Raw genomic sequence first — 23,862 nt, forward strand, 5'->3', positions numbered from 1 at the left:
TCGAAACGGAAGACGGGACGACCGCATGACCGACATCGGACTCCAGACGCGATCCAGGCTCTCGCTCGCCGCGCCCGCCGACTATTGGGCGCTTCTGAAGCCGCGTGTCATGTCGCTGGTGATCTTCACCGCGCTGGTCGGCATGATCCTGGCGCCGCACCGGATCCACCCGATCCTCGACGCGGTCGCCCTGCTCGCCATCGCGCTCGGGGCCGGGGCTTCCGGCGCGCTCAATCAATGGTGGGACGCCGACATCGACGCGGTCATGTCGCGGACCCGCAACCGGCCGATCCCGGGCGGACGCGTCACCCGCGACGAGGCCTTCGCCTTCGGCACGGGGCTCTCGGTGTTCTCGGTTCTGCTGCTCGGGCTCGCCGCCAACTGGTTCGCGGCCGGCCTGCTCGCCTTCACCATCCTCTTCTACGTGGTCGTCTATTCGATGATCCTGAAGCGGCGGACGGTGGAGAACATCGTCATCGGCGGCGCCGCCGGCGCGCTGCCGCCGGTGGTCGGCTGGACGGCGGCGACGGGCTCGCTCGACGTGGCGCCGCTGGTGCTCTTCACCATCATCTTCGTGTGGACGCCGCCGCACTTCTGGGCGCTGGCGCTCCTGAAGTCCGACGACTATGCCCGCGCCGGCGTGCCGATGCTGCCGGTGGTGATGGGTCCGGACGTCACCCGGCGGCGGATCCTCGCCTATTCGCTGGCGCTGGCGCCGACCGGCCTGCTGCCGTGGTTCCTCGGCTTCGCCGGGCCGATCTACGGCGCCACCGCGGCCGTCGGCGGGATCGTCTTCGTCGCGTTGGCGGCGATGGTCTTCGTCCGGCGCGAGGGGCCGGCCGCGCGCCTCGCCTGCGGGCGCCTCTTCGGCTTCTCGATCCTGTGGCTCGCCACGCTGTTCGCGGTGATCGCCGCCGAACGTCTCTTCGCCTGAGGGAGGCCGCCGATGATCCACGTTCCCCCGCCCCAGGGCCATGTTCCGAGCGAAGCCGAGCTCTCCGCTCGGCGCGCCCGCAATCGGGCGATCGGCTTCGTGCTCGCGGCGCTGGTCGTGCTGTTCTACCTGACCACCATGGCCAAGCTCGGCCTCAAGCTGCCGGGGTTGTCATGACCGAGCCCCGCGCCACGCCCTCGAGCCGACCGGCGCGGGCGACCGCGCGCGGCAACGGGCGCGTGGCCGTGGTGCTGGCGGGGCTGACCTTCGGCATGCTCGGCGCGGCCTTCGCGGCGGTGCCGTTCTATCGCTGGTTCTGCGCGACCACCGGCTACGGCGGCACCCCGACGGTGGCGACCAAAGCCCCGGAGGAGGCGCTCGGACGGTCGATCGAGGTGCGGTTCGACACCAACGTGAACGGCGGTCTGCCCTGGACCTTCACGCCCGACGTGCCGTCGGTCGACGTGCGGCTCGGCGAGACGGTGACCGTCGCCTTCCGCATCGAGAACCGCTCGGACAAGCGCACGCGCGGCGTCGCCACCTTCAACGTGACGCCGCCGCTGGCGGCCTACTACTTCACCAAACTCGCCTGTTTCTGCTTCACCGAACAGGTGTTGGAGCCGGGCCAGGTGATCGAGGCGCCGGTGACCTTCTGGGTCGATCGCGATCTCGACCACGACAAGAACGTCAAGGGCCTCGCCGGCCTGACGCTCTCCTACACGTTCTTCACCGCCCCCGACGCGCCCGAGACGGCGGGCCGGGCGGTGACGAGCGCACCGAAGACCTGACGACCGCGAGGGATCGACCCATGGCAGAGGCACACGGCCGCAATCACGCCTACCACATCGTGGATCCGAGCCCGTGGCCGTTGACGGCTTCGGTCGGGGCCTTCGTCACGGCGATCGGGGCGATCGGCCTGTTCCGCTGGCGGATGGGGGAGCACCTCGAGCTGGGCGGCGTCGATCTCGCCAATCCGTGGCTGTTCCTCGCCGGGCTCGCGCTGGTGCTCTACACCATGTACGGCTGGTGGGCCGACGTGGTGAAGGAGGCCAACGGCGGTCACCACACGCCGGTCGTGTCGCTCCATCTGCGCTACGGCATGATCCTGTTCATCGCCTCGGAGGTGATGTTCTTCGTGGCGTGGTTCTGGGCGTGGTTCGACGCGGCCTTCTACCCCGACGACGTCAAGCAGGTGATGCGCACCGCCTTCACCGGCGGGGTGTGGCCGCCGCACGGGGTGGAGACCTTCGACCCGTGGCATCTGCCGCTCCTCAACACGCTGATCCTGCTCCTCTCCGGAACCACCGTGACCTGGGCCCATCACGCGCTGCTCGAGGGTGATCGCCAGGGCCTGCGCCAGGGCCTGAGCGTGACCGTGGTGCTCGGCTTCCTCTTCACCTGCCTCCAGGCCTATGAATACAGCCACGCCCATTTCGGCTTCTCCGGCTCGATCTACGGCGCCGCCTTCTTCATGGCGACCGGGTTCCACGGCTTCCACGTGATCGTCGGCACGATCTTTCTCGCGATCTGCCTGATCCGCGCCAACAAGGGCCACTTCACGCCGAAGCAGCATTTCGGCTTCGAGGCGGCGACCTGGTACTGGCACTTCGTCGACGTGGTGTGGCTGTTCCTGTTCGTCTGCATCTACGTGTTCGGGCGCGGCGTCGCCGGCGCTCACTAGTCGCGAACCAACGAGAGAGCCGGCGTGGGGAACCTCCCCGCCGGCGGAGGACGTCATCATCGCAGTCGAGACGCACACGACGCCCCCTGAACGCCCCGCCGCCGGCCTCGCCCGCGTCGCGCTCCTGTCGCGATGCCCGCGCTGCGGCGAGGGGCCGCTCTTCGACGGGTTCCTGACGCCGACGGCGCGCTGCCGAGCCTGCGGGCTCGACACGCGCTTCGTCGATTCCGGCGACGGGCCGGCGGTCTTCATCATCCTGATCGTCGGCTTCGTGGTCGTGGTGGCGGCGCTCGTCACCGAGGTGAAGGTCTCGCCGCCCTATTGGGTGCACGCGGTCCTGTGGCTGCCGCTGACCCTGATCCTGTCGCTCGGCCTGTTGCGGCCGGCCAAGGCGCTGATGATCGCCCTGCAATATCGCCATCGCGCCCGCGAGGGCCGGCTCGCAACGCCGCCGCCGCCGTCGGAGGACGCGCCGTGACGGCGAGCCGGGCGAGCGGCCGGGTCGCGCTGCCGGCGCCCTCCACCGCGACCCCGCGGAGCGGGCTCGTGCTCGCCGGGGCCGCGACCGCGGTCGCGACCCTCTGCCTGATCGGCCTCGGCACCTGGCAGGTGCAGCGTCTCGCCTGGAAACATGCGTTGATCGCCACCGTGACCGCGCGGGCGAGCGCGCCCGCGATCCCCGCCCCCGGTCTCGACGCCGCGCTCGCGCACGATCCGGCGGCGCTCGACTATACGGTGGTGCGGGTCACGGGCCGCTGGCTCGCCGGCGCAGAGGCCCATGTCCAGGCGCTGCTCGGCGAGCCGCGTGGCGCCTTCGGCGGGCCGGGGCAATGGGTGATGACCCCGTTGAGGCGCGCCGACGGGACGATCGTCTGGATCAATCGCGGCTTCGTGCCGCTCGATCGGCTCGGCCGGGAAACCCCGGCCGATCCGACCCGCGACGTGACCATCGAGGGTCTGGCGCGCCCGCCCGAGCCGCGCGGGGCCTTCACCCCCGACGACGTTCCGGCCAAGAACGAATGGTTCGTGCGCGATCCGCTCCGGTTGTCGGCGGCGTTCGGATTGCCGGTCGACCGGACCCTGCCCTATACGATCGACGCCGGCGTCGGTGCCACCCCGCCCTCGGGTCTGCCGCAGGCGGGCGAGACGCGGCTCTCCTTTTCCGACAACCATCTCGGCTACGCGCTGACGTGGTATGGACTGGCGATCGCCGCGGTCGGGGTGTTCACCGCGCGGGTCCGGGCGGAGCGGCGGCGGACAGGGCCGACACGGTGAACGCGGCAAACGGATGACCGTAGGGTGCAATAGCGAAGCGTATTGCACCGTCCGAGCCGATGCCCATCGTCGAGCGGCGCCCCCGGTGGGCCGTGCCCCTCTCGCAACGAGCTCGGGCGCGATCGGCGATCCGGTGGGAGCGCCGAATGGTGCAATACGGCTTCGCCTATTGCACCCTACGTCACCTGTACCTCACTGGGCGGCGGTGCGCATCGAGCGGCCGAGGAGGCGGCGGGCCTCCTCGCCGGACATCGCCTCGCCATAGGCGAACCCTTGAGCGCATTCGCAGCCGAGCGCCATCAGCATCTCGACGTCGGCGCGGGTCTCGGCTCCTTCCGCGATCACGTCCATGCCGAGGTCGTGGGCGAGCGAGACGATCGAGCGCAACAGCACCGGCTGCTCCTTGGAGGCACCGCGCACGAAGGACTGGTCGATCTTGATGCTGTCGAAGGGGAAGCGCTGGAGATAGGCGAGGGAGGAATAGCCGGTGCCGAAGTCGTCGAGAGCGAGGCTGGCGCCGAGCTCCTTGATCCGCTCCAGCACCTTGGCGGCGTATTCCGGGTTCTCCATGACGAGGCTCTCGGTGACCTCGATCTTGAGCGTGCCGCGCGTCACGTCGACCCGGCTGAGCACCGCCTTGACGTCGTTGATGAGGTCGTGGCGTAGGAGCTGACGGCTCGACACGTTGACCGAGGTGAAGATGCCGAGATCGGCGCCGAATTCCTCCTGCCACGCCGCCAGCTGGCGCGCCGCCTTCTCGAGCACCAGGAGGCCGAGCGGGATGATCAGGCCGGAGCGCTCGGCGATCGAGATGAACTCGCCGGCGCCGAGGCGGCCGCGCTTCGGGTGATCCCAGCGCACCAGCGCCTCGAAGCCGGCGATGCTCTCGTCGGCGAGGCGGATGATCGGCTGGAACAGGACCTTGATCTCCTCGCGCTCGAGGGCGCGGCGCAGATCGCTCTCGATCGCCAGCGTGTCGACCGCGTGCTGGCGCAAGGAGGGGCGGAACACCTCGATGCGGTCGCCGCCGAGGCGCTTGGCGTGATACATGGCGATCTCGGCGTCCTTGACGAGATCGTCCTCCTTCTTCGACGCCACGTCCCAGATCGCCACGCCGATCGAGGTGGTGAGGAAGACCTCGCGGTCTCCGAGCGTGATCGGCGTCTTCAGGGCGCGGCGGATGCCGTCGGCGAAGGCGGCGATGCGCTCCGGCTCATTCTCCGAGATCACCACGACGCCGAACTGATCGCCGTCGATGCGGGCGAGCGTGTCCTGCGGCTTCATCTGGCGGGCGAGACGGCGGGCGACCGTCAACAGCATCGAATCGCCGATCGAAAGCCCCAGGCTGTCGTTGACGTTCTTGAAGCGGTCGATGTCGACGATGATGATCGACGGGCGGCCGATGCCCTCGGCGCGGGCGCGGACGATCGCCGAGGAGATGCGGTCGAAGAACAGTTCGCGATTGGGCAGGCCGGTCAGATTGTCGTGGACGGCATCGTGCAGCAGCCGTTCCTCGGCGTTGTGGATGTCGGTCTCGTCGAGCAGCGTGCCGACGCAGCGCACCACCTCGCCGTCGGAGCCGATCACCGGCCGGGCGCGCAGCTTGAACCAGCGGAAATGGCCGTCGCGGGCGCGCAGACGGAAGGTCACCGAGACCCGGCCGCGGCGCTGCTCGACCACCGCGTCGAGGGTCGAGCGGAACGGGTCGCGGTCCTTGGGGTGGAGGATCTCCAGCCAGTCGCGCGCGGCGCTCTCGAGCGTGCCGGGCTCGACGCCGAGGAGATCCTCGACCTCGGGGCTCGCCCAGATGTGATCACGCAGCACGTCCCAATCCCAGACCATGTCGCCGGAGCCGACCAGGGCGAGCGCCCGGCGCTCGGTCTCGCCGGTCGCGCCCTGGGCGACGACACCGCCGGCGAAGGCATGCTGCATCACCGTGAAGCCGATCAGCATGACGATCAGCACCAGACCGGCGGCGAGCGCCGGCTGGACCGCGTCGTTGTCGATGCCGCCGGAAACGGTGAGACCCGCCGCCATCAGCCAGGCGATCAAGAGGATCCAGGTCGGGATCAGCATGATGGCGCGGTCGTAGCGATGAGCGGCGAGCCAGGCGATGAGCCCGGCGCCGATCACCGCGAGGACGCCGAGGGCGACGCGCGCCACGCCGGCGGCGATGCCGGGATCGACCACCGCCACGCCGAGCAGGCCGAGCAGCACCAGAACCGCCGCCGCCACCATGTGCGAGTAGCTGACGTGCCATCGGTTGAGGTTGAGATAGGCGTAGAGGAACACCACCAGCGTCGTCGCCAGCATCACCTCGGCGCCGGCCCGATAAACCTGATCGGCGCCCGACTGGAGGCGGAACAACTTGTCCCAGAAGCCGAAGTCGATGCACAGATAGGCCAGCACCGCCCAGGCCATCGCCGCCGTCGCCGGGAACATGGCCGAGCCCTTGACCACGAAGAGGATGGTCAGGAACAGCGCCAAGAGGCCGGAAATGCCGAGGATGATGCCGCGGAAGAGCGTGTAGGCGTTGACGCTGTCCTTGTAGGCGTCGGGTTCCCACAGGACGAGCTTCGGGAGACGCGGCGAGCGCAGCTCCATCACCACGGTGACGACGGTGCGCGGATCGAGCGTCACCAGGAAGACGTCGGCCTCGGCATTGGCCTGCCGCTCCGGCGCGAGGCCTTGAGAGGTCGAGATCGAGGCGATGCGCGAGGAGCCGAGATCGGGGGCGAGGACGCCGGAGCCGGCGAGGCGGAAGAAGGGCGCGACGATGAGCCGGTCGATCTGCTCGTCGGAATTGTTCTTCAGCGCGAAGACGACCCAATCGGTGTCGCCGGACTGGGTCGAGCGCACCTCGATGCGGCGGACGATGCCGTCCGGGCCTGGCGCGGTCGAGACTTGGAGACGATCGCCGGCGTTGGCCCGCAGCTCGACCGCATGGGTGAGGTCGAGCGCCGGCACGTCGAACGGCACCGTGATGGCCTCCACGGCGAAGGCGCGATCGTGCGCGAACACCATCGACAGCATCGCCACGAGCACGAGGAGAGCCGCGCGCAGTCCCTTCAAGGAATCGTCCTTCCCACCTCCCGCGCGCTTCCGACGCACGGGTTCGCTCCGGAGTGTTACCGACCGGGGCTGTCCTCGACAAGCGCCCGGGGCGCGAAACCCACCGACGCGGCCTCGAACGCCGCTTCGCCGGACGCGGGACGCGCGGGAAACAGCGGGTCGTCGGCGAGGAGACCCCACAAGATGTGGTCGCGCCATCGTCCGGCGATGCAGAGATAGGCGCGGGCGAGACCCTCGCGAGCGAATCCGACCTTTTCGAGGAGACGAATCGAGGGACCGTTCTGCGGCAGGCAGGCGGCCTCGAGCCGATGCAGGCCGAGCGTGCCGAAGGCATGGACGGCGAGCACGCCGACCGCCTCGCTCATGTAGCCGCGCCCGGCATGGGGTTCCCCCATCCAATAGCCGATGGTGCCGGTCTGGGTGACGCCACGGCGCACCTGCGCCAGGGTGACGCCGCCGAGGAGCGCGCCGGTCTCCCGAGCACAGACGAAATAGGGGAAGGTCACGCCGTCGCGGATCTCCCGGGTCCAGCGCGACAGGCGGCGCCGGAAGGCGGGCTTCTCGAGATCGTCGACCGGCCACAGCGGTTCCCACGGCTCGAGGAAGGCGCGCGAGGCGCCGCGCAGCGCCTTCCACGCGTCGAGATCGTCGGAATCGGGGCCGCGCAGCACCACGCGCTGGCCGTGCAGGGTCGGCAGAAGTTCGGACGGATCGGTTCTGAGAAACCTCATGGCCCGCCCCTCCCCGCCTCAGACACGGCCCGCCAGACGCGCCGCGAAGGCATCCGCCGACATGGCCTTCTCGACCGGACCGACCAGCGCCAGCGTGGCCGGCGAGCCGTGGAAGATCTCGCCGGCGAGGCGCAGCAGCTGGGCGCGATCGACCGCCTCGACGCCCTCGAGGATCTCGCGGGTGGTGAGCGGACGCCCCCAGATCAGCATCTGACGGGCGATCTGGCCGGCGCGCGACACCGGGCTCTCGAGGCTCATCAGGAGGCCCGCGCGCAACTGCGCCTTGGCGCGGCGGAGCTCCGCCTCGTCGAGCGTCTCGACGCTGCGGGCGATCTCGTCGGCGAGGCCGGCCATCAGACGGTCGAGGTCGCCCTCGCCGGTGGCGGCGTGGATGCCGAAGAGGCCGGTTTCGCGATAGCCCCAGTGGAAGGCGGAGATCGAATAGCAGAGGCCCTGCTTCTCGCGGATCTCCTGGAAGAGACGGCTCGACATGCCGCCGCCGAGCACGGTGGCGAGGATCTGGGCGGCGTGGTGATCGGGCGAGGCATAGGGCCGGCCCTCGAAGGCGAGCGTCACCTGCGCCTCGGAGAGGTCGCGCACCTCGCGCACGTCGCCGCCGAGATAGGTCGCCGGCTCCTCGGCGGGCGCGGTCCCGGTCGGCAGTTCGGCGAAATGGCGCTCGACCAGGGCGACGATCTCGTCGTGATCGACCCGGCCGGCGGCGGAGATCACCGCGCGCGAGCTCAGATAATGGCGATCGAGATAGGTGGTCAGATGCTCGCGGCCGAAGGAGGCGACGGTCTGGGGCGTGCCGAGGATCGGCCGGCCGATCGGCTGGCCGTGGAAGGCGCGCTCCTGGAGCAGGTCGAAGACGAGATCCTCGGGCGCGTCGTCGGCGGCGCCGATCTCCTGGAGGACGACGTGGCACTCGCGCTCGAGCTCCTCCGGATCGAAGACCGAGCGGGTCAGGATGTCGGAGAGGATGTCGACCGAGAGCGGCAGATCGTCGGCGAGGATCCGGGCGTAGTAGCAGGTGTTCTCCACCGAGGTGGCGGCGTTGATCTCGCCGCCGACCGCCTCGATCTCCTCGGCGATGCGGCGCGCCGAGCGCGTCGTCGTGCCCTTGAAGGCCATGTGCTCGAGGAGATGGGAGATGCCGTGTTCCTCGGCGCGCTCCGAACGCGATCCGGCGCCGACCCAGACGCCGAGCGTCGCCGTCTCCAGATGGGGCATGCGCTCGGTGGCGACGGTCAGTCCACTCGCCAGCTTGGTCACCTCGACGTTCATGCTCTGGTGGGCCCTTCCCTCTGGTTCGATGCGATCGGCTGGGGGCGGCGCGCGCCTCCGTTCAGATGTGGACGGCGCGCGAGCGCTCCTCGACGAAGCGTTCCACCGCGACGAGATCGTTCGCGACCACCTCGAAACGCTCCTCGCGCTCCATCAGATCGCCGAGCCACACCGGCAGGCCGGGGCGCACGCCGGTGGCGGCCTCGACGGCGTCGGGGAACTTGGCGGGGTGGGCGGTCGAGAGCGTGATCATCGGCACCTCGTCGCCGAGGAAGCGCTCGGCGACCGAGACCGCCACCGCCGTGTGCGGGTCGATCGTCTCGCCGGTCTCGGCGCGGACGCGGGCGATGGTCGCCGCGGTCTCCGCCTCGTCGGCGCGGCCGGAGGCGAAGTCGGCGCGGATCGCGGCGAGCGCCTCCTCCGGCACGGTGAAGGAACGTCCCTGCGACAGGCTCGACATCAGCCCGGCGACGGCCTCGCCGTCGCGGCCCATCGCCTCGAACAGCAGGCGCTCGAAATTCGAGGAGACCTGAATGTCCATCGACGGCGACTGCGAGGGCACGACGTCGCGCAACTCGTAGGCGCCGGTCTCGAGGGTGCGGTGGAGGATGTCGTTGACGTTGGTGGCGATCACCAGCTTCTCGATCGGCAGGCCGAGCTTCTTGGCGACGAAGCCGGCGAAGATGTCGCCGAAATTGCCGGTCGGCACGCAGAACGACACCTTGCGATGGGGGGCGCCCAGCGCGCAGGCGGCGTAGAAATAATAGACCACCTGCGCCACCACGCGGGCCCAGTTGATCGAGTTGACCCCGGTCAGGCGGATGCGGTCGCGGAAGGAGAAGTGGTTGAACATCCCCTTCAAGATGCCCTGGGCGTCGTCGAAGGTGCCTTGAAGCGCGATCGCGTGGACGTTGGGGTCGTTCACGGTCGTCATCTGGCGGCGCTGGACGTCGGAGACGCGGCCGTGCGGATACATGATGAAGACGTCGACCCGCTCGCGGCCCTTGAAGGCCTCGATCGCGGCGCCGCCGGTATCGCCCGACGTGGCGCCGACGATGGTGGCGCGCTCGCCGCGCTGCGCCAGAACGTGGTCCATGACGCGGCCGAGGAACTGCATCGCCACGTCCTTGAAGGCGAGCGTCGGTCCGTGGGAGAGCTCGAGCAGGAAATGGTTGGCGGCGAGCTGGGTCAGCGGCGTCACCGCCGGATGACGGAAGCTCGCATAGGCGCCGTCGATCATCGCGCGCAGCACGTCGGGGGCGAGGTCGTCGCCGGTGAAGCGCGAGATCACGCGGAAGGCGACTTCCGGATAGGGTTTCCCGGCGAGATCGGCGATCTCGTCCGCGGTCATCGTCGGCCAGGATTCCGGCACGTAGAGACCACCGTCGCGGGCGAGGCCGGCGAGCAGGACATCGGAGAAGCCGAGGCCGGGAGCCTCGCCGCGTGTGGAGACGTAACGCACTGGTCGACACCCTCGTCGATGATCTCGGGCCCGTCGCGCGCTTCGTCGCGGGCGGGCGGCGAGCCGGGACACTAGGCCGCGACCCGCCGTCGAGCAAGCGCGGGGTGGAGGCGGACGACCGATCGCGCCGAGAAAAGAGCGGCGCGGCGCCTGCCGAGATCGGCGCGGGCGCGGCTCAGCCGTGGCCGGCGTCGCGCGACAGGAGGCCGATGTCGATGCCGAGGGTCTTCAGGGCGCGTTCGTATTTCTGATCGAGATCGGGATCGAAGACGAGCCCCTCCTCGGCCGGGCAGTGGAGCCAGCCGTTCCATTGGATCTCGTTCTCGAGCTGGCCGGCCGACCAACCGGCGTAACCGAGCGCCAACATCGCCTTCTTCGGCCCCTTGCCCTCGGCGATCGCCTTCAGCACCTCGAGGGTGGTGGTGAGCGAGACGTGCTCGTCGATGGTGAGCGTGGCGTCCTCGACGTGCCAGTCGGAGGAGTGGAGCACGAAGCCGCGCGTCGTCTCGACCGGGCCGCCGGTCTGGACCTTCATGGCGCGGGCGAGATCGGGCAGGCGGATGCGATCCTCCTCGGGGATGATCTCGAGCTGGACGAGGAGATCGGCGAAGGAGGGGTGGGACGAGGGGCGATTGATGATCACCCCCATCGCGCCCTCCTCGGAATGGGCGCAGAGATAGACCAGCGTCCGGGCGAAGCGCTCGTCCTCCATGCCGGGCATGGCGATGAGAATCTTGCCACCGAGATACTGTGTCTCTTCGACCGTCATGGGCCACGTCTCCCCGGCGCGTCGCGCCTCCTCGCCCGGCGGGCTCGCCCTCGAGGGTAGCGCCCGAGGATGAGCCCCACAAGGGCACCGATTCGAGCGGAGACCGGCCTCGAAGCCCCCACCGCCCGCGCGAGCCGGGCGGCGATCCCGTCTCGATCACGGATCCGATCACGGCGGTCTGACGAAACGATGGCGTGGTCGTGACGAGACGACGCGGGTTCGAGCCGTTAGGGTGACGGCCAGTCAACGATCGGATCATCATGCACCGCCTTTCGCTCCGCCTCTCTCTCCTCCTCACCCTCTCCACCCTGATCGCGTCGCCGGCCCTCGCCGAGGACAATGACAAGGCGGCCGTCCATCTGGTTCTCGCCGGGGTCGTCGACGGACGGGTCGACGCGGGGCTGGCGATCGACCTGCCGGAGGGTTGGAAGACCTATTGGCGGGCGCCGGGCGACGCCGGCATCCCGCCCTCGATCGAGACCGAGGCCTCGTCCGGCCTGACCCGTCCGATGGTGCGGTTCCCGACCCCGGAGCGGTTCCTCGAGGCCGATCTGACGGCGATCGGCTACACGCGCTCGGTGGTGCTGCCCATCGACACCGCCCTCACCGATCCGAAGCGGCCGGGCGAACTCGACGTCCACGTGATGATCGGGCTCTGCCACGACATCTGCGTGCCGTTCGAGGCCCATGTCCGCGCCACGATCGATCCCACCGCGCCTCGCGACGCCGAGGCCGCCGCCCGCCTCGCCGCCGCCCGCGCGCGCCTGCCGGTCGCCCATCGGGCCGGGTCGCCGCCGGCGGTGGAGAGCGTCGCCGTCGAGGCCGGCGCCGAGGGGCCGAAGGCGGTCGTCACGGTGGCGATGCCGGAAGGCGACGCGACGGCGCACGATCTCTTCGTCGAGGGGCCGACGCCCGACTGGGCGCTGCCGCAACCGACCCGGCGCGGTGCCGGCGGCACACGCGAGACCTGGGTCTTTCCGGTCGACGGCCTGCCGAAGGGGGTCGCCTTCGCCGGCAGCACGCTCGCCTTCACGATCAAGGCCGGCGATCGTGCGGTCGAACAGTCGGTGAGGGTGGACGCCGGGCCGGTCGCGCCCTAGATCGGGAGCGACGTCGACGCCGTCCCGGCTTCGACCAACGGAGTGAGCCCATGACCATCGCCGTCGGCGACCGCCTCCCCACCGTCACCTTCAAGACCATGATCGACGGCGCCCCCGCCGCGCTCACCACGGACGACGTCTTCAAGGGCAAGACGATCGCGCTCTTCGCGGTTCCCGGCGCCTTCACGCCGGGCTGCTCGAAGACCCATCTGCCGGGCTATCTCGCCAACCACGACGCGATCCTCGCCAAGGGCGTCGACCAGATCGTCTGCGTCGCCGTCAACGACGTCTTCGTGATGGACGCGTGGTCCAAGGCCAACGACGCGGACGGCAAGATCCTGTTCCTCGCCGACGGCTCGGCCGACTTCACCAAGGCGGTCGGCCTCACCCTCGACCTCTCCGCCGGCGGCCTCGGCCTGCGCTCGCAGCGCTATTCGATGATCGTCAAGGACGGCGTGGTGGCGGACCTCACCCTCGAGGAGAAGCCCGGCACGATCGACCTCACCGGCGCCGCCTGCATGATCGGTAAGCTCTGAGACCGAGCCTACGAAGTTTCGACCTGTTCGAAACGTCGTAGGCGAAGGCAAGCCCGAACGGGCGTCGGCCGGTCAGGCCGCAACCACAGGACATTCCGACGAGTCGGGATGTCCTGTGATCGGTATGAGGTCAGGCGACCACGAGGTCGAGGGCGACGTCGATCGCCTCGACCTCGATCGGGGTCGTGCCATGGGGGTCGCCGTCGACCTGGACGGCGATCGCCCGTGCCCCCGTCGAGGCGATCTTCAGGCGTCGCGCCGGGATCGACAGGACGTTCGACGAGCCCTCGAGACGGCCGAGGCCGATGCGCAGCGCCGCCGCGAGGAGGTGGCCGACGCCGACCCGCCGCAGCGCGATCAGGCGCAGGCCGGGCCGGTCCATCGCGGTCTCGTACGTGAGCCGGAACGGGCCGCCGTAGCGGCTCGACTTGGCGACGATCGCCAGCGCCACCACGAGGCGCTTCTCCTCGCCCTCGGGCGTGACCAGCTCGACCGCGAGCGGCGGCCGTCGGCGCAGGCCGAGGCCGAACGCCGTCACCATGAAGGCCAGTTTCTTGAAGCGGCGCTTCACCCGCCGTTCGACCCGGTGCACCACCTCGGCGTCGAAGCCGGCCGAGGTCGCCAGGAAGAACGGGCGGTCCGCCGCGCCCTCGCGCCGCGTCAGGCCGAGATGGAGGGGGCGGGTGCGGCCGGCGAGGATCGCGGCGGCGATCGCCTCGACGGCGGTCGGAAGCCCGTATTCGGCGACCATGACGTTGGCGGTGCCCTGCGCCACCACCGCGAGGCGGGGGCGCGGCGCCGGCCGCGCCGCGAGCGCGCCCACCACCGAATTGAGGGTTCCGTCGCCCCCGGCGACCGCGACCACGTCGACGTCGAGATCGCTCGCGGCATGGGCGAGGTCGCCCGGCCGATGGCCGACGATCCGGGTCACCACCGCACCACCCGCCTCGAGCGCGGCGGCGAGGCGATCGAGCTCGCCGGGATGATGGCGCCCGGCCGAGGGATTGGCGAGGACGGCCACGCGCGGCGGCGTGGGGCCGCCAGTCACGCGGCGCTCTCCGGCGGAGGGGCGCGGCGTGGCTTGAACGGCTCCATGCCCTCGCGGGCGAGCTCGTCGGCGCGCTCGTTCTCGGCGTGGCCGGCGTGGCCCTTGACCCAATGCCAAGAGACCTGGTGGCGCTCGATCGCCGCCTCCAGGCGCTGCCACAGATCGACGTTCTTGACCGGCTTCTTGTCGGCGGTCTTCCAGCCGTTCTTCTTCCAACCGTGGATCCAGCCGGTGATGCCGCCCTTCAAGTAGTTGGAATCGGTGGTCAGCTCGACCGTGCAGGGTCGCGTCAGGGCCTCGAGCGCGGCGATGGCGGCCATCATCTCCATGCGGTTGTTGGTGGTGTCGGCCTCGCCACCCTTCAACTCCTTGACGTGGCCGCGCCATTCCACCAGCGCGCCCCAGCCGCCGGGGCCGGGGTTGCCGGAACAGGCGCCGTCGGTGTGGATGCGGACGATCTCGGGATCGCGCTCGTCGGCGGTGCTCATCGGGCCTCCCAGCCGTAGCCGGCGGCGTCGCGGATGCTGCGATGGAAGCGCAGCTTGCGATGGTATTCGAGGGGATCCTTGGGCCGGACCAGCGCCCCGGGCGGCACGTTCAGCCAGTCGTAGAGGCGGGTCAGAAGGAAGCGCAGCGCGGAGCCGCGCGCCATCAGCGGCAGCGCCGCGACCTCCGCCGGCTCCAACGGCCGCACCGCCTGATAGGCGGCGAGGAAGGCGCGGCCCTTGGTGAGGTTGAACGAGAGATCCTGTTCGAAGCACCAGGAGTTCAGGCAGATCGCCACGTCGTAGGCGAGCGCGTCGTCGCAGGCGAAATAGAAGTCGATCAGGCCCGACAGGCGATCGCCGAGGAAGAAGACGTTGTCGGGGAAGAGATCGGCGTGGATGACGCCCTCGGGCAGCGCGCCCGGCGCCGGCCAGTTCGCCTCGAGCAGCGCCAGCTCGGCCTCGATGTCGGCGGCGAGGCCGGGCGAGACCTCGTCGGCGCGCGCGGCCGAGCGCTCCCACAAGGGCCGCCACGACGGCATCGACAGGGCGTTCGGCCGAGGGATCTCGAAATCGCGGCCGGCGAGATGCATCTTCGCCAGCGCCTCGCCGAGCAGGGCGCAGTGACGGGCGGTCGGGCGGCGCACCCATTGACCGTCGAGGAAGGTGACGATCGCGGCGGGGCGGCCGGCGAGCTCGCCGAGCGCGCGGCCGGCGCGATCGTGGACGGGCAGCGGACAGCCGAGCCCGGCGCGGGAGAGATGCTCCATCAGGCCGAGGAAGAAGGGCAGATCGTTCGCCTCGACCCGCTTCTCGTAGAGGGTCAGGATGAACCGGCCGGCCTCGGTCTGGAGCAGGTAGTTGGTGTTCTCCACCCCCTCGGCGATGCCCTTGCAGGAGAGCACCCGGCCGATGTCGTAGAGGGCGACGAAGCGATCGAGATCCTCGTCGGAGACGTCCGTGTAGACCGCCATTTCGTCACTCCTCCCGGGCCGCGTCGGGCGCGGGATCACGCAGGCCCTTGGGCAGATTGAAGACCACCGTCTCCTCCGCCGTCACCACCGTCTCGACGCGAACCTCGCGGCGGGCGGCGAAGGCCTCGATCATCTCTTCCACCAGGATTTCCGGAGCGGAGGCGCCGGCGGTGATGCCGAGCCGGTCGACCCCCTCGAAGTCGGCCCAATCGATGTCGGCGGCGCGCTGGAGCAGCACCGCGCGGCAACCCTCGCGCTCGGCGACCTCGCGCAGGCGCTGGGAATTGGAGGAATTGGGCGCGCCGACGACGATCATCGCCTGGACGCGCGGCGCCACCGCCTTGACCGCCTCCTGGCGGTTGGTGGTGGCGTAACAGATGTCCTGGCGATGGGGTCCGGCGATGTCGGGGAAACGCGCCTCGAGGGCGGCGACGATGGCGGCGGTGTCGTCGACCGAGAGCGTCGTCTGGGTCGTGTAGGCGAGCGGCCCGTCCGGCGGGGTGATCCTCGCGACGTCCTCGACCGAGGTCACCAGCGTCACCGCGCCCTCGGGCAACTGGCCCATGGTGCCGATCACCTCCGGATGGCCGGTGTGGCCGATCAGGAGCACGTGACGGCCGCGTTCGTGGTGGCTCTCGGCGGCGCGGTGGACCTTGGTCACCAGCGGACAGGTGGCGTCGAGCGAGAAGAGGCCGAGGCGCTCGGCCGTCTCCGGCACCGACTTCGGCACGCCGTGGGCGGAGAAGACCACGGGACGGGTGCGATCGGGGATCTCGTCCAGTTCCTCGACGAAGACGGCGCCGCGCCGGCGCAGTCCCTCGACCACGAAGCGGTTGTGGACGATCTCGTGGCGGACGTAGACCGGCGCGCCGAAGCGGGCGAGCGCGCGCTCGACGATCTGGACGGCCCGGTCGACGCCGGCGCAGAAACCGCGCGGAGCCGCGAGCAGGATGTCGAGAGGGGGCGGCGCCATGGGATCCTCCGGGCCGATCGCAATGCTTCGCGCGGAATAGAGGGACGGGCCGCCGCCCTGTCAAGGACGAGGGGGCCACTTCCCCGGTTCGACAAGCCCATGGCGGGGGCCGGCCCTCGATGCTATTGAGGGGCGGACGAGAAACACCGCGACGAGAGGGAGTCACGCGTTCCATGTCACTCCGGGTTTCGACCAAGGCCACCCCGGCCATGCCCCTGATTCTGCGTGCCGCCGCCCTGGCGACGCCGCTCCTCCTCGCCGGTTGTGGCGCCAGCGAAGGCATCGGCGCCAATTTCATGCCCTCCAAGCTGATCTCCGGCACGATGAGCGGACCGAAGGAGATGGACCCGGCGGTCTATGCCTCGACCCCGGTCTGCCCGGAGGCGGTGGTGCGCGACGGCACCGAATTCATGCCGGTCTACGAGCCGGGCAAGACCGGCAACCCGGACGCGGTGCGGTTCCAGGCGAGCGTGCAGCGGGTGGCGCGCGACTGCGAGAACGCCGTCGGCGGCGGCATCACGGTGCGCGTCGGCGTCGCCGGTCGGGTGCTCGCCGGCAAGACAGGGGCGACCGGCACCATGACCGTGCCGGTCCGCGTCGCCGTGACGGCCGGCGACAAGGTGCTCTATTCCAAGCTCACCACCACCCAGGTGACGGTCCAGGCGCCCGACTATTCGGCGCTGTTCTCGATCGTCGACGACGGCATCAACCTCTCCGTCGCCGAGAGCCAGGTGGCGACGATCTACGTCGGCCTCGACGGCAAGGGCGACGTCGGCGCGCCCCGGCGCAAGAAGCTCGTCACCAAGTGAGGCGGCGATGCCGAGGTCCGGGAAAACCCGAGCCTCGGTGCGTCTCTGCGGTTGACGACGCGCCTGCGCTCTTCTATCGCTCGACGATCGGGTGTGCAGTCGCGCCCCGAGGTGGATCTCGCCCCCGGGCGGGCGCCACGCAGCCCCGGCGGGAGAGCCCGGTCGCCTCGGAAGAGGAGATCCGGCGCCGAAGGAGAAACCGCCCCGGAAACTCTCAGGTCCCAGGACCGCGGGGGCGAGCGACACTCTGGAAAGCAGTCGTGTGGTCGCCACACGACTCACCGAAGGCGTAACCGGAAGCATTCGTTCGCGGATCCTTTCGGGAAACTCTCAGGTCTTCCGACAGAGGGGGCGCGAACGGATCCGAAAGGAGCCGGACGCCGCCCCACGAGTCCGACCCGGAGAGCGCCGATGACCGCCGCCGACACCCCCGTTCTGGAAACCCCGCTCGCCGCGAGCCACGTCGGCCTCGGCGCCCGCATGGTGCCCTTCGCCGGCTATCTCATGCCGGTGCAGTATCCGACCGGCATTCTCGCCGAGCATCAGTGGACCCGCGCCCACGCCGGCCTCTTCGACGTCTCGCACATGGGTCAGGCGGCGCTGATCGGCCCCGACCACGCCACCACGGCGAAGGCGCTCGAGGCCCTGATCCCGGCCGCCGTCGTCGAACTCGGCGAGGGACGGCAGCGCTATTCGCAGCTTCTCGCCGACGACGGCGGCATCCTCGACGACCTGATGTTCGCTCGCGAGGCCGGCGCCGACGGGCGCATCCTGCTGGTGGTCAACGCCGCCTGCAAGACGGCCGACTACGCCCACATCGCCGCGCGGCTTCCCGAAGATGTCCGGCTCGAGATCTTCGAGGACCGCTCGCTGCTGGCGCTTCAGGGTCCCGAGGCGGAAGCGGTGATCGAGAGCCTCGGCGGCGAGGTCTCGGGCCTGCGCTTCATGGACGTCGCCTCGGTGGTGATCGCCGGCGTTCCGGTCCACCTCTCGCGCTCCGGCTACACCGGCGAGGACGGGTTCGAGATCTCGGTCGCGAACGACGACGTCACTCGGCTGTGGGATCTCCTGCTCGAGGACGCCCGAGTGAAGCCGATCGGCCTCGGCGCCCGCGACAGCCTGCGCCTCGAGGGCGGCCTCTGCCTCTACGGCCACGACATCGACACCACAACCTCGCCGATCGAGGGCGCGCTCTCCTGGTCGATCCAGAAGCGGCGGCGCAAGGAGGGCGGCTTCCCCGGCTGGGCGCGCATCGCCCGCGAACTCGAGGAGGGGCCTGCCCGCATCCGCGTCGGGCTTCTGATCGGCGGACGCCAGCCGGCGCGCGAGGGCGCCGAGATCGCCACCAAGGACGGCACGATCGTCGGCCGCGTCACCTCCGGCGGCTACGGGCCGACCGTCGAGGGGCCGATCGCCATGGGCTACGTGCCGCTGACGCTGTCGATGCCCGGCACCGACCTCGACCTGATCGTGCGCGGCAGGGCGCTTCCCGCCCGCGTCGTCGCGCTTCCCTTCGTGCCGGCGGGTTTCCGTCGCTGATCCCTCCCCTCTTCCCATCGGAGAGACATCCCATGAAGCTCTACACCAAGGACCACGAGTGGATCGCGATCGACGGCGACGTCGCGACGGTCGGCATCACCACCTACGCCCAGGGCCAGCTCGGCGACGTGGTCTTCGTCGAACTGCCGGACGTCGGCAAGGCGCTCACCAAGGGCGGCGAGGCGGCCGTGGTGGAATCGGTCAAGGCGGCGAGCGAGGTCTACGCGCCGCTCGACGGCACCGTGGTCGAGGCGAACGACAAGCTCGCCGACGATCCGGGGCTGGTGAACCTCGAGCCGGAGGCCGGCGGCTGGTTCCTCAAGATGAAGCTCGCCGAGGGCGTCGACACCTCGGACCTGATGGACGAGGCGGCCTACGAGGCCTTCGTCCAGACGCTGTGAGGCACGACCCGATCGGGCTTCGCGGAGGTCCTTCATCCCGAGGTGCGAGCGAATGCGAGCCTCGAAGGACGAAGGACCGAGTGGGGAGGCCCGTCGAGGCTTCGTCCTTCGAGGCCCGACCCCGCGGCCGGGCACCTCGGGATGAAGCCGAACGAGACGGCCGATCGCCGCCATCGAAGACGGACATGCACACCATCCGTCGACGGGTCCATCCATCCCGCAGTCTCGGCTCGCCGAACATGGCGTTCAAATTCGATCTGGAGACGTCTCTTCCATGCGCTACCTGCCCCTGACCGCTTCCGACCGCGCCGAGATGCTGGCGCGCATCGGCGTCGCCGAGATCGACGCGCTCTATGCCGACGTGCCCGCCGACGAGCTTCTCGTCGAGTTGCCGGACCTGCCGCGCGCTCGAGGCGAGATGGAGGTCGAGCGGATCATGAGCCGCATGGCCGCCAAGAACCTGACCGCCTCCGCCGCGCCGTTCTTCTGCGGCGCCGGCGCCTACAAGCACCATGTGCCGGCGACCGTCGACCACCTGATCCAGCGTTCGGAGTTCCTCACCTCCTACACGCCCTATCAGCCGGAGATCACGCAGGGCACGCTTCAGGTCCTGTTCGAGTTCCAGACCCAGGTCGCCAATCTTCTCGGCATGGAGGTCGCCAACGCCTCGATGTACGACGGCTCGACCGGCACCGGCGAAGCCGTCCTGATGGCGCATCGCATCACCAAGCGGCGCAAGGCGGTGCTGTCGGGCGGTCTCCATCCCCATTACGCGGAGGTGGTGGCGACGCTGTCGAAGATGGCCTCGGACGCGGTCGTGCGGATGGCGCCCGACGTCGGCGGCGGCGAGGACCTTCTCGAGCAGATCGACAAGGAGACCTCCTGCGTCGTGGTCCAGTCGCCGGACGTCTTCGGGCGGATCGTCGACCTCGCGCCGATCGCCGAGAAGGCCCATGCGGTGGGGGCGCTGCTGGTCGCCGTCGTCACCGAGGTGGTGGCGCTCGGAGCGATCGAGCCGCCGGGTCCGCAGGGCGCCGACATCGTCGTCGCCGAGGGGCAGAGTCTCGGCAATCCGCTCGGCTTCGGTGGGCCCTACGTCGGCCTCTTCGCGACGCGGTCGAAATACGTCCGCCAGATGCCGGGCCGGCTCTGCGGCGAGACGGTCGACGCGGAAGGCAAGCGCGGCTTCGTCCTGACGCTCTCGACCCGCGAGCAGCACATCCGCCGCGAGAAGGCGACCTCCAACATCTGCACCAACGCCGGGCTCTGCGCGACGGCCTTCTCGATGCATCTCACCCTCCTCGGCGAGGCCGGGCTCTCCCGCATGGCCGCGCTCAACCACGAGGCGGCGATCGAGGTGGCCGAGGCGCTCGCCCAGGTGCCGGGCGTCGAGGTGCTGAACGACACGTTCTTCAACGAGTTCACCGTGAAGCTGCCGGGGGACGCCACCGCGCTGGTCGAAAAGCTCGCCAGGGACGAGGGCATTCTCGCCGGCGTGCCGGTGTCGCGGCTCCTGCCGGGGGCCGGGCTCGACGACCTGCTGCTCGTCGCCGTCACCGAATGTTCGACCGCCGACGATCGCGCCGCGCTCGTCGCCGCGATCTCCGAAGCGCTGTGAGAGGGGACCGACCGATGCTCAACGACAAGGGCCGTTCCACCCGCTCCGAAACCACCGACGAGGCCGACATGACCGCTTCGACCTTCACCGGCGCCAAGGCGCTCGACGTGGAAGAGGCGCTGATCTTCGAGATCGGCCGCGCCGAGGTGACCGGCGTCGACCTGCCGGCGCCGAAGGGGGCGAAGTCGCGTCTCGGGGCCCATGCCCGCAAGGCGCCGCTCGATCTGCCCGGCCTCGCCGAGCCGGAGGCGGTGCGCCACTACGTGCGTCTCTCCCGCAAGAACTACTCGATCGACGCCGGGCTCTATCCGCTCGGCTCCTGCACGATGAAGCACAATCCGCGTCTCAACGAGAAGATGGCGCGGCTGCCGGGCTTTTCCGACGTGCATCCGTTGCAGCCGGTCGGCACGGTGGAGGGCGCGCTCGACGTCGTCGCCGAGGTCGGGCGGTGGCTCGTCGAACTCACCGGCATGGCCGCCGTCGCCATGAGCCCCAAGGCGGGCGCCCACGGCGAACTCGCCGGCATGATGGCGATCAAGGCGGCGCTGCAGGCGCGCGGGCTCGACAAGCCCGTCGTTCTCGTGCCGGAGAGCGCCCACGGCACCAACCCGGCCAGCGCCGCGCTGATCGGCTTCGAGGTGCGTCCGATCCCGGCCCGGGCCGACGGCACGGTCCGGGTCGAGGACGTGAGGGCGGCGATCGACGACCGGGTCGGTGCGCTCATGCTCACCAACCCCAACACCTGCGGCATCTTCGAGCCGGAAGTGGCCGAGATCGCCGCGGCGATCCATGAGGCCGGCGGCTATTTCTACGCCGACGGCGCCAATTTCAACGCCATCGTCGGCAAGGTGCGCCCCGGCGACTTCGGCGTCGACGCCATGCACATCAATCTGCACAAGACCTTCTCCACCCCGCACGGCGGCGGTGGACCGGGCGCGGGTCCGGTGGTGCTCTCCGAGCGGCTCGCCGCCTTCGCGCCGCTCCCCTTCGTGCGCATGGAGAAGGGCCGGCCGGTGCTGGTCGAGGACGCCTCGCAGACCCGGGCCGGCGAGACGCCCTATGGGCGGCTGACCGCCTTCCATGGCCAGATGGGCATGTTCACCCGGGCGCTGGCCTACATGCTCAGCCACGGTTCGGACGGGCTCCGGCAGGCGTCGGAGGACGCGGTGCTCTCGGCCAACTACGTGCGCGCCTGCCTCGAGGATCTGATGACCCTGCCCTTCCCGGATCATCCCTCGATGCACGAAGTGCTGTTCGACGATCGCTTCCTCGAAGGGACCGGCGTCACCACGCTCGACTTCGCCAAGGCGATGATCGACGAGGGCTATCACCCGATGACCATGTATTTCCCGCTGGTCGTGCACGGGGCGATGCTGATCGAGCCGACCGAGAGCGAGAGCAAGGCCTCGCTCGATCTCTTCGTCGCGACGCTGCGCGATCTGACGCTGGCGGCCAAGGCCGGCGACACCGATCGCTTCACCCGGGCGCCCCGCTTCGCGCCCCGCCGCCGTCTCGACGAGACACGGGCCGCGCGCGCGCCGAAGCTCAAATGGGAGAAGCCGGTCGCGGCCGAGTGACCGCCGACCATGCATCCCTGACAAAAAGGGCGGCCCTCGGCCGCCCTTTCGTATTTCGACGTAGGCGGAACGAGGAAATTCCACACGACCCGTAAAAGGAAAAGAAAGGCCGGCATGCGAGACTCCGCAGCGTAATCCGGGTTTTTACGCAGGTAATTTCCCGTCATTCCGCGCAACGGAGCCCGCCGTGCAGTTCTTCTACTGGAACGCCAGCTTCGAAATCGGGATTCCTCTGATCGATGCACAGCATCGACGGCTGGTCGATCTCATCAACGATCTGGCGACGGCGATCACCGAGGGCGGCCGGTTGCCGGAGGTGGGCGCGCTCCTCCAGGAGCTCAGGGACTATTCGGCCAAGCACTTCGCCGACGAGGAAGGGATCATGGACACCACTCTCCTCTCGGAGGGTGAGAAGGCGCGCCATCGCCGGGCCCATACCGGATTCGTCAAGAAGGTCGAGGAGATCGCGCGCCGCGACGACCTCCTGAGCACCGACGTCTCGGAACAGGTCCTCGAATTCCTCATCACCTGGCTCGTCTCCCACATCCTGGGATCGGACCGCAAGATCAGCCGCGCGCTCGCCTCGCCGGCCGCGCCGGAGGAGGCCGGCGGCGCGGTGCCCTCGGTGGAACAGGTCCTCATCAACGCCCTCGGCGAGACCGAGCGGCGCTTCCGCCTGATCTCCGACTATACGCCGGCGATGATCTGGGTCTGCGACCCCGCCGGCAGCCGCAGCTACGTCAACCGATCCTGGAGCTCCTTCGTCGGGGCCGACGCCCCGCACGACGACGGCAGCGGCCACGTTCATCCGGAGGACCGCACCGCCTATCGCGCGCGGATCCGGCGGCTGCTCGAGCAGCCGACCAGCGACGAGATCGAGTATCGGCTGCGCAAGGCCGACGGCAGCCACGGCTGGGTGCTCGAACGCATCCTGCCGCGCTGGGATTCCGGCCAGGTGTTCATGGGTCTGATCGCCTCGGCCATCGACATCACCGCGATCAAGAAATCGGAGGAGATCCTCAGCCGCGCCAATCGCGAGTTGGAGGAGGAGGTCGCCCGGCGCACCGCCGAACTGGAGCGGCTGATGCTCACCGACCCGCTGACCGGCATCGGCAACCGACGACGACTGATCGAGCACATCGCGGGAGCGGTCGAGCGGGCGTGCCGGAGCGGGCGGCCGCTCACCGCCGTGTTCCTCGACCTCGATCACTTCAAACGCGTCAACGACGCCTATGGCCACCCGATCGGCGACCGGCTGCTGGCGCGGGTCGCCGGAACGCTCCGCGCCAATCTCAGATCCTGCGACGTCGTCTGCCGCTACGGCGGCGAGGAATTCGTGGTGGTGCTCGAGGAGACGTCGCTGCTCGACGCGCTGCGCACCGCCGAACGTCTGCGCACCGCCATCGCCCGCATCCGCCTGCGCGAGATGGACGCCGCCGTCTCGGTCAGCGCCGGCATCGCCCAATGGGAGCCGGGTCAGTCGATCGACGGGTTCCTGGCGCAGGCCGACAAGGCGCTCTACCGCGCCAAGGCCGACGGCCGCGATCGCTGCGTGGCGACCACGGCCCTCTGACGCCGCCACGGCGCCGCC

Annotated in this window: 23 protein-coding genes and 2 riboswitches; of the genes, 14 read left to right on the plus strand and 9 right to left on the minus strand. The window is 69.9% G+C overall.

Annotation, left to right across the window (positions count from 1 at the left end):
* Window positions 1-25 precede the first annotated feature (25 nt).
* The 6 genes from J3S89_RS21720 (at window position 26) to J3S89_RS21745 (ending at window position 3,890) form a co-directional block, all read left to right on the plus strand.
* Window positions 26-934 (plus strand): heme o synthase, encoded by a 909-nt coding sequence (locus tag J3S89_RS21720; RefSeq protein WP_217931455.1) that lies wholly within the window; start codon window positions 26-28, stop codon window positions 932-934.
* A 12-nt stretch (window positions 935-946) separates the two neighbouring features.
* Entirely contained in the window at window positions 947-1,111 is a 165-nt protein-coding gene (locus tag J3S89_RS21725; RefSeq protein ID WP_217931457.1) for a hypothetical protein, read from the plus strand.
* Complete coding sequence (locus J3S89_RS21730; protein WP_217931459.1) at window positions 1,108-1,722, plus strand: cytochrome c oxidase assembly protein; 615 nt, start codon at window positions 1,108-1,110, stop codon at window positions 1,720-1,722. The genes J3S89_RS21725 and J3S89_RS21730 overlap by 4 nt, the downstream gene beginning before the upstream one ends.
* A 20-nt stretch (window positions 1,723-1,742) precedes the next feature.
* The gene (locus J3S89_RS21735) at window positions 1,743-2,615 is read left to right on the plus strand and encodes a cytochrome c oxidase subunit 3 (protein ID WP_217931461.1); all 873 of its coding nucleotides are present in this window, start codon (window positions 1,743-1,745) and stop codon (window positions 2,613-2,615) included.
* Between the two features lie 172 nt (window positions 2,616-2,787).
* Window positions 2,788-3,093, plus strand: a complete 306-nt coding sequence (locus J3S89_RS21740; RefSeq protein ID WP_420801583.1) for a DUF983 domain-containing protein — start codon at window positions 2,788-2,790, stop codon at window positions 3,091-3,093.
* Window positions 3,090-3,890 carry an SURF1 family protein gene (locus J3S89_RS21745; RefSeq protein ID WP_217931463.1) on the plus strand — a complete coding sequence of 267 codons (801 nt, stop codon included), beginning with the start codon at window positions 3,090-3,092 and terminating at the stop codon, window positions 3,888-3,890. Before J3S89_RS21740 ends, J3S89_RS21745 begins: the two co-directional genes overlap by 4 nt.
* Window positions 3,891-4,082: 192 nt before the next feature.
* Here the strand turns inward: J3S89_RS21745 and J3S89_RS21750 are convergent, their stop codons facing one another.
* The 5 genes from J3S89_RS21750 to J3S89_RS21770 form a co-directional block, all read right to left on the minus strand.
* Complete coding sequence (locus J3S89_RS21750) at window positions 4,083-6,923, minus strand: EAL domain-containing protein (protein WP_217931908.1); 2,841 nt, start codon at window positions 6,921-6,923, stop codon at window positions 4,083-4,085.
* Window positions 6,924-7,018: 95 nt separating this feature from the next.
* Window positions 7,019-7,693, minus strand: a complete 675-nt coding sequence (locus J3S89_RS21755; protein WP_217931464.1) for a GNAT family N-acetyltransferase — start codon at window positions 7,691-7,693, stop codon at window positions 7,019-7,021.
* 18 nt (window positions 7,694-7,711) lie between these two features.
* Complete coding sequence (locus tag J3S89_RS21760) at window positions 7,712-8,980, minus strand: M16 family metallopeptidase (protein ID WP_217931466.1); 1,269 nt, start codon at window positions 8,978-8,980, stop codon at window positions 7,712-7,714.
* Window positions 8,981-9,041: 61 nt separating this feature from the next.
* Window positions 9,042-10,442 carry a threonine synthase gene (gene thrC / locus J3S89_RS21765; protein ID WP_217931468.1) on the minus strand — a complete coding sequence of 467 codons (1,401 nt, stop codon included), beginning with the start codon at window positions 10,440-10,442 and terminating at the stop codon, window positions 9,042-9,044.
* A 175-nt stretch (window positions 10,443-10,617) separates the two neighbouring features.
* Entirely contained in the window at window positions 10,618-11,211 is a 594-nt protein-coding gene (locus J3S89_RS21770; protein WP_217931470.1) for a YqgE/AlgH family protein, read from the minus strand.
* Window positions 11,212-11,471: 260 nt separating this feature from the next.
* On the opposite strand from J3S89_RS21770, the gene J3S89_RS21775 reads away from it, so the two are divergent.
* Together J3S89_RS21775 and J3S89_RS21780 are read left to right on the plus strand one after the other, a co-directional pair.
* A complete protein-coding gene (locus tag J3S89_RS21775; RefSeq protein WP_217931472.1) occupies window positions 11,472-12,311 on the plus strand; it encodes a protein-disulfide reductase DsbD domain-containing protein in 840 nt (279 codons plus the stop codon).
* 50 nt (window positions 12,312-12,361) lie between these two features.
* Window positions 12,362-12,847, plus strand: coding sequence for a peroxiredoxin (locus J3S89_RS21780; RefSeq protein ID WP_217931474.1), 486 nt, complete (start codon window positions 12,362-12,364; stop codon window positions 12,845-12,847).
* A gap of 130 nt (window positions 12,848-12,977) precedes the next feature.
* On the opposite strand, the gene J3S89_RS21785 is transcribed toward J3S89_RS21780, so the two are convergent.
* The 4 genes from J3S89_RS21785 to ispH are packed head-to-tail and all read right to left on the minus strand — an operon-like array spanning window position 12,978 to window position 16,327.
* Window positions 12,978-13,895: a diacylglycerol/lipid kinase family protein gene (locus J3S89_RS21785; protein ID WP_217931476.1), complete on the minus strand. Its 918-nt coding sequence runs from the start codon at window positions 13,893-13,895 to the stop codon at window positions 12,978-12,980.
* Window positions 13,892-14,383, minus strand: a complete 492-nt coding sequence (gene rnhA, locus J3S89_RS21790) for a ribonuclease HI (RefSeq protein ID WP_217931478.1) — start codon at window positions 14,381-14,383, stop codon at window positions 13,892-13,894. Before rnhA ends, J3S89_RS21785 begins: the two co-directional genes overlap by 4 nt.
* Window positions 14,380-15,354, minus strand: coding sequence for a homoserine kinase (locus tag J3S89_RS21795; protein ID WP_217931480.1), 975 nt, complete (start codon window positions 15,352-15,354; stop codon window positions 14,380-14,382). Before J3S89_RS21795 ends, rnhA begins: the two co-directional genes overlap by 4 nt.
* 4 nt (window positions 15,355-15,358) lie before the next feature.
* Entirely contained in the window at window positions 15,359-16,327 is a 969-nt protein-coding gene (gene ispH, locus J3S89_RS21800; protein WP_217931482.1) for a 4-hydroxy-3-methylbut-2-enyl diphosphate reductase, read from the minus strand.
* Window positions 16,328-16,500: 173 nt separating this feature from the next.
* Here ispH and J3S89_RS21805 point away from each other — a divergent pair, with 173 nt between their 5' ends.
* The 6 genes from J3S89_RS21805 to J3S89_RS23550 all read left to right on the plus strand — a co-directional run bounded on the left by J3S89_RS21805 (window position 16,501) and on the right by J3S89_RS23550 (window position 23,844).
* Entirely contained in the window at window positions 16,501-17,136 is a 636-nt protein-coding gene (locus tag J3S89_RS21805) for a hypothetical protein (RefSeq protein ID WP_217931484.1), read from the plus strand.
* Window positions 17,137-17,275: 139 nt separating this feature from the next.
* A riboswitch (glycine riboswitch) is annotated at window positions 17,276-17,376 on the plus strand.
* A riboswitch (glycine riboswitch) is annotated at window positions 17,377-17,492 on the plus strand. It abuts the riboswitch before it with no gap.
* A 55-nt stretch (window positions 17,493-17,547) separates the two neighbouring features.
* Entirely contained in the window at window positions 17,548-18,675 is a 1,128-nt protein-coding gene (gene gcvT, locus J3S89_RS21810) for a glycine cleavage system aminomethyltransferase GcvT (RefSeq protein ID WP_217931486.1), read from the plus strand.
* 32 nt (window positions 18,676-18,707) lie between these two features.
* Window positions 18,708-19,076 carry a glycine cleavage system protein GcvH gene (gene gcvH / locus J3S89_RS21815; protein WP_217931488.1) on the plus strand — a complete coding sequence of 123 codons (369 nt, stop codon included), beginning with the start codon at window positions 18,708-18,710 and terminating at the stop codon, window positions 19,074-19,076.
* A 274-nt stretch (window positions 19,077-19,350) separates the two neighbouring features.
* The gene (gene gcvPA, locus J3S89_RS21820) at window positions 19,351-20,694 is read left to right on the plus strand and encodes an aminomethyl-transferring glycine dehydrogenase subunit GcvPA (protein WP_217931490.1); all 1,344 of its coding nucleotides are present in this window, start codon (window positions 19,351-19,353) and stop codon (window positions 20,692-20,694) included.
* A gap of 14 nt (window positions 20,695-20,708) precedes the next feature.
* Window positions 20,709-22,271 carry an aminomethyl-transferring glycine dehydrogenase subunit GcvPB gene (gcvPB, locus tag J3S89_RS21825; RefSeq protein ID WP_217931492.1) on the plus strand — a complete coding sequence of 521 codons (1,563 nt, stop codon included), beginning with the start codon at window positions 20,709-20,711 and terminating at the stop codon, window positions 22,269-22,271.
* A 187-nt stretch (window positions 22,272-22,458) separates the two neighbouring features.
* Window positions 22,459-23,844: a bacteriohemerythrin gene (locus J3S89_RS23550; protein WP_217931494.1), complete on the plus strand. Its 1,386-nt coding sequence runs from the start codon at window positions 22,459-22,461 to the stop codon at window positions 23,842-23,844.
* The last annotated feature ends 18 nt before the right edge of the window (window positions 23,845-23,862 follow it).

Source organism: Pinisolibacter aquiterrae, from assembly GCF_019160155.1.
In the GTDB taxonomy this organism is placed as follows: domain Bacteria; phylum Pseudomonadota; class Alphaproteobacteria; order Rhizobiales; family Ancalomicrobiaceae; genus Pinisolibacter; species Pinisolibacter aquiterrae.